Below are 9,732 nucleotides of genomic sequence, written 5' to 3'. Positions count from 1 at the left end.
GGGGTGGGGGTCCACAGCCACCAGCGCCAGCAGCCGGCCGGGCAGCAGATCACCCCTTGATCCCCGCCGACAGCATGATCGCCTCGGTGACCTTGCGCTGGAAGATCAGGTAGACGATGGCCACCGGCAGGCCGGCGAGGATGGCGCTGCCGAGATCGCGGGCATACTTGACGCCGAAGGCATCGGTGACCTGGGTGATGCCGACGGTGACGTTCATCATCTTCTCGTCGGTGACGGCGAGGAAGGGCCACAGGAACTGGTTCCAGGCGCCGATGAAGGTGATGATGGCGAGCGCGGTGGTGATGCCCCAGTTCATCGGCAGATAGAGCTTGAAGAACATCTGGAATTCGTTGGCGTTGTCGATCTTGGCCGCCTCGCGCAGCTCCTTGGGCACGCTGTCGAAGAACTGCTTGTAGATGATGACGGTCACCGGCCCGTAGACCAGCTGCGGCAGGATCACCCCGAGCCAGGTATTGAACAGCTTGAACTGGCTGATCAGCACGAAGTGGTTCACGATCAGCGCCGGGATCGGGATCATGAAGCTCGCAAGAATGATCCACCACAGGATCCGCCGGCCCGGGAACTTCAGCTGGCTGATGGCGTAGCCGGCGAGCGCCGACATCATCACCACCAGCACCGTCACCGACACCGCAGTCACCAGCGAGTTGATGTACCAGGTGCCGATCTTGGTGTTGAACAGCACGTGGGTATAGGCGTCGAGCGTGAAGCGCCTCGGCCACAGGTCGATGCCCGGCTGCACGATGTCGTTCTCGACCTTCAGCGTCGTCACCACTGCCCAGTAGAGCGGGAAGGCCCAGAAGATGGCGCCCAGCACGGTGATGACCGTGGCGATCAGCCCGACAATGTCGAGCGTCTTGATGATGCGGCGCTTACGCGGGCTCATGCCCACGATTTCGCCGGCAGCCGGGGTGGTGGCGACGGAACTCATTTCTCACCTCGGGCGCGGAGCATCTGGAACTGCAGGACGGAGAACACCACGATGATGAGGAACAGCACGACCGCGACGGTGGCGCCGTAGCCGCCATTGTTCTTCTGGAAGGCGCTCCGATAGATCAGCTGCACCAGCCCCATGGTGGCGTCCGAGCGGCCACCATTGCCGAACAGGTAGACCTGATCGAAGATCTTGAACTGGGCGATCAGCTGGATGGTCAGCACCAGCACGGTCACCGGCCAGATCAGCGGCCAGGTGATGCGGGTGAACTGGCGCCATTTCGAGGTGCCGTCGAGCGCCGCCGCCTCGTAGATCTCGGGCGAGATGTTCCTCAGCCCAGCGATGAACAACAGGATATTGAAGCCGATGGTCCACCACACGGTGATGAAGGCCACCGTCGGCATGAACAGCGGCAGGGTGCGGAACACCGGCACGTTGTCGCCGGCGACCAGCGCGATCAGCGGCTGCAGGATGCCGAACTGGCTGTCGAACATCCAGCCCCAGACGCGGAACACCACCGAGACCGGCAGGATGTAGGGAATAAAGAAGCAGGCGAGGATCAGCGACTGCATCCAGCCCTTGAGGCGGTTGACGCCAACGGCGATGGCGAGCGCCGTGAGGGTGGCGGGCACCACGGTGAGCAGGACGAAATAGACGGTGTTCCAGAACGCCACGCCGAACAGCTTGTCCTTGAACAGCTTCACATAGTTGTCGAAGCCGATGAAGGTGCCCGGGCCGATCAGCGGCGCCTTGTGGAAGCTGAGCCAGATCATCTGCAGCGTCGGGTAGATGAACAGCACGGCATAAACGACGACAAAGGGCAGAACGAAGATCAGCGCCGCCAGCACCTCGTTGCGGTTGAAGCGTTTCTTGCGCGCCGGCAACGGCACGTCGGTGGCGGTAGCTGCGGCTGACATTGGTTCTGGCCTCCCCAGTCAAAACAAAATCCGGCCGGCGCCGGGTGGGCGCCGGCCGGTTGGAGATTACTCCACCTGACCCTGCAGATCGTCGCGCATCTGTTCCATGGCGGACTGCGGATCGATTTCGCCGTTGACGGCGGGCATCAGGTAGTTGCCGGCAGCGTCGTAGACCGGGGAAGCAACGCCGGCGAGCACCGACGAGGGGTCGAACACGGCGGTATCGGCGAGGATCGAGTAGGTGGCGTTCGGCTGCTTGGTTTTGAACTCTTCGCTGTCACGGACCGGCGAGTAGGCCGGGATGTGGCCGGCATCGGCCCAGGCGAGGGAGTTCTTGTTCATCCAGGCGATGACCTGGAGCACGGCGGCGCGCTTTTCGGCCGACACTTCATTGCCGACGCGATTGGGAATGGCGAAGGCGTGCGAGTCAGCCCAGGTGGCCGGATGGTCGAAGAAGGTCGGCAGCGCAATGGCGCCCCACTCGAAGCCGAGCTCGCCCTTGGCGCTCAGGTCAGTCATGGTCGGGACTTCCCACACGCCGTTGATGTGCAGCGGCGCCTTGCCGCCGGTGAACAGCGCGATCGAGGCGGGGTATTCGGTGGCGGCCGGAGCGAGGCCATCCTTCACCCAGTCGGCAACCACTGATGTCGCCTTGACGGCCTTGTCGAGGTTGTCGCCCGACAGGAAATTGCCGTCGGCATCGAGGAACTGACCGTCCTGCTGGCCGAGCAGCGAGTAGAAAATGCGCCACTGGCTGTCGCCGGCGGCGGAGTGGATCGAGATGCCGTACTCGGAACCGCCATCCTTCAGCTTCTGCAGCGCGGCCTTGAAGTTGTCGACGCCGTCGAGGCCGGTGGGCAGGCCGTTGTCGCCGATGAGACCGGCAGCGGCCAGCTTGTCCTTGTTGTAGTAGAGCACGACCGAGTGGATATCGAACGGCACCGCATACTGCTTGCCATCGACCTGGGCGGCCTTCCAGTTGGACTCGGCGAAGTCAGCGCCAGACAGACCTGCTGCGGTCAGCTCGTCGGTGGTGATCTCGCTGAGCGCACCCGAGGAGACGCCGAGCGGCAGGCGCGACAGGTGATAGGTCATCACATCCGGGCCTTCGCCGATGGCGGCCGAGGTCTGGACCTTGGTATAGAACGGGGTGCCCCACTCGAGCGTGGTGGCCTGGATTTCGATCTTGCCGGCGTGCTCGGCGTTGAACTTCTCGAGCAGCGCCTTCATACGGACGCCGTCGCCGCCGCCGAGGAAGTCCCACCAGGTCACGACTTCCTGCGCCTGCGCCACGGCCGGCATCAGCAGGGCCGTCGACAGCAGCGCCATCTTCAGAAACGATTTCATCATTGCATTTCCTCCCATCGGGTTAGCTCCATGCGTAGGCGCATTGCGGATCGGTGCGGACCGTCCCTGTCCCGGGGCCCTACGCATTGAGCAGTGGGGTGGCCGTTCGGGACATTATTACTGACCTATCTTATGATATGGATCAGAAATTCGGATGCATATGGGCGTATCTTCCCTATTGATGGATACGAGTTTCAGCCGGCGCTGTAGGCAACGTCCCTACTGTCAAACAGGTGCGAGGAGGCGCCGTCGAAATCGAGCTTCACCTGGTCGCCGACATTGATGCGCGACTGGCCTTCGTCCTCGGCGATCACCACCGAATTGTCGGCCAGACGCACATAGGCAAGGGTTCGCTCGCCGAGCCGCTCGACCACGTCGGCCTTGCCGCTGACGGCGCCGTTGGCTGACACCTTCACCGACTCCGGCCGGATGCCGAAGGTCACCTGACCGTCACTGGGCAGGCGGGACGAAGCGATGCCGGTGAGGATTTCCGAGTTGTCGGGGAGCCGGATCACAGCCTTGCCGTCACGATCGGAGAGCTGCTGCACCGGCAGGAAGTTCATCGAGGGCGAGCCGACGAAAGCGGCGACGAAACGCGAGGCCGGCCGGGAGTAGATCTCCATCGGCGTGCCGATCTGCTCGATCTTGCGGTTGTTCATCACCACGATGCGATCGGCCAGCGTCATGGCCTCGATCTGGTCGTGCGTGACGAAGATCATGGTGGTCTTGAGGCGTTGATGCAGTTGCGCAAATTCGATGCGGGTGCGGGCGCGCAGGCCCGCGTCGAGGTTCGACAGCGGCTCGTCGAACAGGAACGCCTTGGGGTCGCGAACGATGGCACGGCCGATGGCGACGCGCTGGCGCTGGCCGCCGGAGAGCTGCCCGGGCTTCCTATCGATCAGGTGTTCGAGTTCGAGGGTTTTGGCCGCGGCGGCGACGCGTTTGGCAATCTCCTGCTTGGGAGTGCGGATATTCTGCAGCCCGAACGACATGTTCTCGCGCACTGTCATATGCGGGTAGAGCGCGTAGTTCTGGAACACCATGGCGACGCCACGCTCGGCCGGCGGCAGCTCGTCGACGCGCCTGTCGCCGATGTGGATTTCGCCGCCGTCGATGTCCTCGAGGCCCGCGATCATCCGCAGCAGCGTGGACTTGCCGCAGCCCGAAGGGCCGAGAAAGACCATGAACTCGCCGGACCCGATGGTCATCGAAACGTTCTCGATGACCCGGACCTGACCGAAGTGCTTGCTGACGTTTACGAGCCTGATATCGGCCAAATCGCGTTCCTCCCGGGTCGTCCCCAGCCCGCGCGTCCCTTGGGGATCTCGCGGGCCGGTGCTGATGCTATTGCGGCTGACAATATTGTCAATCCTGTATCAAAAGAAAGCAGAAAATTCAGCTTAAGTTTCAGATAGTTAGCGGAAAACATCATCCGCTTAGGACGCGTTTCCTGCGTTTCCTACCCGAAAAGCTGATTCAGTTTCCTTCAGTCCGTCTCCAGATTTGCCGTGGTTGTGACAAGGCCGTCGAACAGTGCCGCCGCGACCGGATCCGTGCCCGGCGCGTCATTGGTCAGGCGGAAAGTGGTGACCACCAGGCCGCCTTTGCCCACGGTGCGGCGGGCGATGGTGGCGGCCGGCTTGTTGATCCAGCCGATGACCACGCCGGCATCGATCAGCCCCTCATATTCCCAGGAGCGGAAGCCGGTCAGCACGTGGTGCGGCACGACGCGATCGAACGAGATATCGAGTAGTGGGCCGCCGGGCAGGGTGGCGAATGCCCCCGTCCGCTTGATCCAGGAGAAGTTGGCGATCCAGTCGCCGCGCCACAGCGTGCCATCGCGCAGCACCAGCCCGATATTGGGGAGCTGGGTCTCCGAGCCGAGATGGCGGGCCCGCTCCTTGCCGGCCGGCATGGTCGGCGGCTCGGCACGCGGTGGATCGGTTCGAAGGTTCCGGTGGGTTTCGACCGAACCGTCGGCCAGCACCAGGTAGCGGGCGCCGTGGCGCATCGCCTCGATGTCGTCGGCGCCGAGCGCATGGGTGAGCACCAGGTCGGCGGCAGCGGTATCGGTGGTCACCGTATAGCCGAGACCCTTGGCGAAGGCTGCGAGTTCGGGGCTGGCGGCAGCGATCTTCGCCGGGCCGGCTGCGCGCTTGCCATAGACCGAGACCTGGATCTCGTTCTTGGCCAGCAGCTTGCCGCCGGCTTCGAGCTTCAGCGCGATGCTGGCGACGCGGGTGTTGCCGCCAAGGGTGATGGTGGTGGCGCCGAGGTCGGCGACCGCCAGGCCTTCCGTCGCCGGGACGTCGAGCTTGCCGCTCGCGCCCTCGACCGACCAGCTCAGCGTCGCGCCTGCTGGAACCGCCTTGCCGCCGGTCGCCACCTTGAGGCTGAGAGCGAGGCTGTCGCCGGAGGTGATGGCGTGATGGGCCAGCTGCGGCACGATCACCGTGTCGTTGTTGATCTCGGCGAAGCGATCGTGGAAGGCGCGCGGGTTGCGGTTGATGTCGAGCAGGCCGTTGGCTTCCCAGTGCACGTCGGTCATTTCGGTGATGACATAGCCCTGGATCGGTGCGTGGGCGCGCATCGACTCGATCTCGTATTTGAGATTGGCGAACTGGTACCACTGCACGTTGGTGATGAAGTCGCCGAAGCTCTGGAACACCTTGTCGAGGTGGTAGGTGGCAAAACGGTTCTGGATGCCGTGCGGATAGGCCGCGCCATCGCCCCAGTTGCCGCCGGTTTCGGCCCACCAGGGCTCTTCGCCCTTGGCGGTCTTCACCTGGTCCGGGTGCGGCAGCCCCCAGACGCCGAACTCGGAGACCACCAGCGGCTCGTCGCCGCGACGCTCGCCGTCGCCGAACGGCGTCCAGGTCCAGTCGGCGGCGCCGGCGAACTCTTCGGTGAGTTTTTCCCACTCGGCCCGGCGTTCCGGCACCGAGCGGTAGTAATGGTAGTCGTTGATGTCGGTCTTGACGTGGAAGTTCGGGATACAGGCCGAGTTGTCGACGACGAGACGGCGCGGATCCTTGGCTTTCAGCCAGTCATAGGTGTCCTTGAGCCACTGGCGGTGATCGGCATTCTCGATCAGCCGGGTGCCCCAGTCCTCGTTGATGATGGTCCAGGCGATGATCGAGGGGTGGTTGCCGTCGCGGGCGATGATGCCGGCCATGGTGTCGCGCATGCGCTGCGCGGCGGCGGCAGTGAAGTACTGGACGTTGGGGATTTCGGTCCAGATCAGGACGCCCAGCCGGTCGGCGACTTCGTAATAGCGCGGGTCCGGCACCTTGATGTGGACGCGCAGCAGGTTGAGGCCGAGATGCTTGGCCTTCTTGAGCTGATCCTCGAGGAAGGCGAGCGAGGGCGGGGTGCAGATGCCATCGGGGTAATAGTCCTGGTCGAGCGCGCCGCGCAGGTAGAGCGGCTGGCCATTGAGGAAGAACTTGCCGTCACGGGTCTCGATCTTCCGGAAGCCGAAGTTATGCGTGGTGGTGTCGACCACTTCGCCGCCGGCGATCAGTTCGAGCTTCAGCGTATGGAGGTTCGGCGTCTCGGTCGACCACAGGGCCGGGGCATCGAGCTTCAGGGTCAGCGACGCGCCGGTGGTTTCGGCGGAAACGCCGCCCACCGTGGCGCGCACCGTGGCGCCGGCCGCGGCGGCCGAGCGGGTCAGCGTCAGCGCGACTTCGCCGCTGTCCGGGTTGGCGTCGATCGCCACATGCGCGACGTGCCGCTTGTCGCGCGACAGCAGCTTCACCGATTGCCAGATGCCGCCGAGCGGGCCGTACCAGCTCTGCTTGCCGTGCGGGATTTCACCGAACGGGTAGTCCGGATAGGCCTCGGCATCGCCGCTGGGCAGGGTCACGTGCACTTCCAGCGCGCTCTCGGCCGGGGTGCCCGCCGGGATGACAAACTCGAAGGGCAGGTAGCCGCCTTCATGGGTGCCGAGCACGCGGCCATTGAGACGGACTTCGGAGAAATAGTTCACCGCGCCAAAGCGGAGGGCGATCTCGCGACCCTGCCAGGCGGCCGGGATCGACAGCTGGCGGGCATAGACGGCCTTGCCGGTCGCATGGCGCAGGTCGGCGAATTCGGCCTGCCAGGGGCCGGGGACAGTGGCGTTACGCCAGTCGCCATGGCCATCGAGCCGGAAGCGCCACGCGCCGTCGAGCGAGATCTCCTCGCGTGCGTTTGCGCCAGCCTTGGTGGCCGTAGTCTCGCCGATCATGTAGTCCTCCCGCAGAGCTAATATTTATTAGCAGTTTCGCTATGGCTACCGGCTTTCCTGCGGTCTGGCAAGCGTTGCGGTTGCTAATGAGTTTAGCAAGCGAAGTTGCGCACACGGCTCGAAGCCTGATAATGCTGCGCTTTGAAGACGTTAAACGAACGCTTCGCAAAGACGTTAAGCGAACGCTTTAGACGTGTTGGGGGAAGTGGTGGCAAAGCGGCCGACCATGATCGAGATCGGTGAGCGTGCGGGGGTCTCGCAGGCCACGGTGTCGCTCGTCTTGAACCGGGTGCCGAATGCGCGCGTCGCCGAAGCGACGCGGGCGCGGGTGCTCGAAGCCGCGGACGCGCTGGGCTATCGCAAGGGGCCGCAGCACCACGTGCCCGAAAACAAGACCCGGGTGATCGGGCTGCTGCTCGACGAAGTCACCACCACGCCGTTCGCGATGCCGTTCATCGAAGGGGCGCGCGAGGAAGCGGCGCTGCAGGATGTGGTGGTCGCCACCTTCTCGACCCGCTCCGATCCCAAGCTGGAGAGCCTGGCGCTCGACATGCTGCTCAGCAACCAGATCATCGGCGTGCTCTATGCCAGCCTCGTCACCCGATCGGTCGACGTACCGGAGCGACTGCGCGACGTGCCGACCGTGCTGCTCAACTGCTACGATAAGCAGCGCTACTACCCCTCGGTGGTGCCGGCCGACGTCACCGGCGGCTATGCGGCGACCGAGGCGCTGCTGAAAGCCGGCCACCGCCGCATCGCCCATCTCGCCGGCGAGAGCTGGATCCAGGCGGCCGACGACCGCGAACGCGGCTATCGCCAGGCGCTCGCCTCATGGGACGTGCCGGTCGACGAGAACCTGATCATGCGCGGCGGCTGGACCATCCATGGCGGGCGCGACCTGACCACGCGGCTGCTCGATATGCCCAACCCACCCACCGGCATCTTCGCCTTCAATGACCGCATGGCGGTCGGCGCCTATGGCGCGTTGCAGGCGCGCGGGCTGCGGGTGCCGGACGATATGTCCGTCGTCGGCTTCGATGACGAAGACACCAGCATGTATATGAATCCGCCGCTCTCGACCGTGGTGCTGCCGCACGAAGAGATGGCGCGCTGGGCCGTCGGCACGCTGCTCGACGAACAGCTCCCCGCTGCCTCGCCGCGGCGGGTGAAGATCGAGTGCCCGCTGATCAGCCGCGGCTCTATCGGGCCGGTGCCGGTGCGGGCTGCGGCCGAGTAGCCTTCCGCAGCCGCTCCCAGGCGTACCAGCCCGCCGACAGCAGCACGAGCACGCCGACGGTCACCAGCACGGCGATCAGCGTGCTGCGCACGGGCTTCCCCATGAAATAGCGGGTGGCGAAGAAGCCGATATTGGAAAGCACCAGGAAGCTCAGCACGTGCCGGCCGGGCGTCAGCAGCGGGGCGGGGATACTGACCCGCGCCGCGACGAAGCGGCAGAGCGCCAGATAGGCGAGGAGAATGGCCGCTGGGCCGACGATCCACAGGATGGTCGGCGGGAAACGGTTGGGGAATTGCCCGGTCTGGATCGTCACCCAGTAGAGATAGCCAGTGATCGCCAGCGCCGGCACGAAGTGCCAGGCCCGCACCGGATGGCTGCCGTACCAGATGCCGAGGAGGAACCACGGCAGGTAGCAGAGCAGCGGGAAATTGGCGAAGCCGGTATGGCTGACCAGCGTCGGCAGCAGCGGGATGATGGCGCCAGTGGTGTAGAAGGTGGTGGCGAGGCAGGCCAGCGTCACGACGACCAGCAGCCAGGGGTTGCGGCCGATGGTGAGCAGCACCGGGCGCGCCACGAGGGTCAGCAGCGACAAGATGAAGAAGGTGGCGAGAAACTCGCTCCAGCCGAACAGCCGCTGCATGGTGACGACGTCGAGGATCAGCTGCGGCTCGAGCTTCTTGCGGTCGACCAGCAAAGCGAAGGCGAAGGACGAGGCATAGACCGCCAGCAACAGCAGCAGCGAGGGCCGCAGCTGCCGCCAGAGGCTCCGCTGTCGCCCCTCCGGCTTGGGCAGGCCGAGGCCGATGCCGAAGGCGAACAGGAAGCCCGAAAAGCTGACGAGGTTGGCATACTCGGCGAAGATCGCCGCCTCGGGCCTGGCGCGGAAGGTGATGAGCTGGACCACGTGGGCGCCGACCATGCCGATGACCAGCAGGGTCTTGAGCAGGTCGAGGTCGGCGGCGCGGTTGGGGGTTGGGCTAGGGCTTTTCACGTTCGGTTCCACGGGACTCTCAGTGATCCTCCCCCGCGTGGCGGGGGAGGATCACTG

7 protein-coding genes are annotated in these 9,732 nt (G+C 64.8%); 1 reads left to right on the top strand and 6 read right to left on the bottom strand.

The genetic code is table 11. The annotated features are described in order from the left end of the window. Positions 1 to 49 precede the first annotated feature (49 nt). The 5 genes from VW23_RS17810 to VW23_RS17790 form a co-directional block, all read right to left on the bottom strand. Positions 50 to 880, bottom strand: a complete 831-nt coding sequence (locus VW23_RS17810; protein ID WP_425285220.1) for a carbohydrate ABC transporter permease — start codon at positions 878 to 880, stop codon at positions 50 to 52. A 65-nt stretch (positions 881 to 945) separates the two neighbouring features. Next, entirely contained in the window at positions 946 to 1,869 is a 924-nt protein-coding gene (locus tag VW23_RS17805) for a carbohydrate ABC transporter permease (protein WP_069910893.1), read from the bottom strand. Positions 1,870 to 1,935: 66 nt separating this feature from the next. Then, positions 1,936 to 3,216 carry an extracellular solute-binding protein gene (locus tag VW23_RS17800; RefSeq protein ID WP_069910894.1) on the bottom strand — a complete coding sequence of 427 codons (1,281 nt, stop codon included), beginning with the start codon at positions 3,214 to 3,216 and terminating at the stop codon, positions 1,936 to 1,938. Positions 3,217 to 3,410: 194 nt separating this feature from the next. Then, on the bottom strand, positions 3,411 to 4,493 hold the full coding sequence (locus VW23_RS17795) for an ABC transporter ATP-binding protein (protein ID WP_069910892.1): 1,083 nt from the start codon (positions 4,491 to 4,493) through the stop codon (positions 3,411 to 3,413). Positions 4,494 to 4,702: 209 nt separating this feature from the next. Further along, a complete protein-coding gene (locus VW23_RS17790) occupies positions 4,703 to 7,447 on the bottom strand; it encodes a glycoside hydrolase family 2 protein (RefSeq protein WP_069910891.1) in 2,745 nt (914 codons plus the stop codon). Between the two features lie 208 nt (positions 7,448 to 7,655). On the opposite strand from VW23_RS17790, the gene VW23_RS17785 reads away from it, so the two are divergent. Next, on the top strand, positions 7,656 to 8,684 hold the full coding sequence (locus VW23_RS17785) for a LacI family DNA-binding transcriptional regulator (RefSeq protein ID WP_141728378.1): 1,029 nt from the start codon (positions 7,656 to 7,658) through the stop codon (positions 8,682 to 8,684). Here VW23_RS17785 and VW23_RS17780 read toward each other — a convergent pair. After that, positions 8,647 to 9,675 (bottom strand): hypothetical protein, encoded by a 1,029-nt coding sequence (locus VW23_RS17780; protein WP_141728377.1) that lies wholly within the window; start codon positions 9,673 to 9,675, stop codon positions 8,647 to 8,649. The two genes, VW23_RS17785 and VW23_RS17780, sit on opposite strands and share 38 nt — an antisense overlap. Positions 9,676 to 9,732 lie beyond the last annotated feature (57 nt).

Source organism: Devosia insulae DS-56 (assembly GCF_000970465.2).
GTDB classification, from domain to species: domain Bacteria; phylum Pseudomonadota; class Alphaproteobacteria; order Rhizobiales; family Devosiaceae; genus Devosia_A; species Devosia_A insulae.
This window is presented reverse-complemented; position numbering and strand designations above follow the sequence as displayed.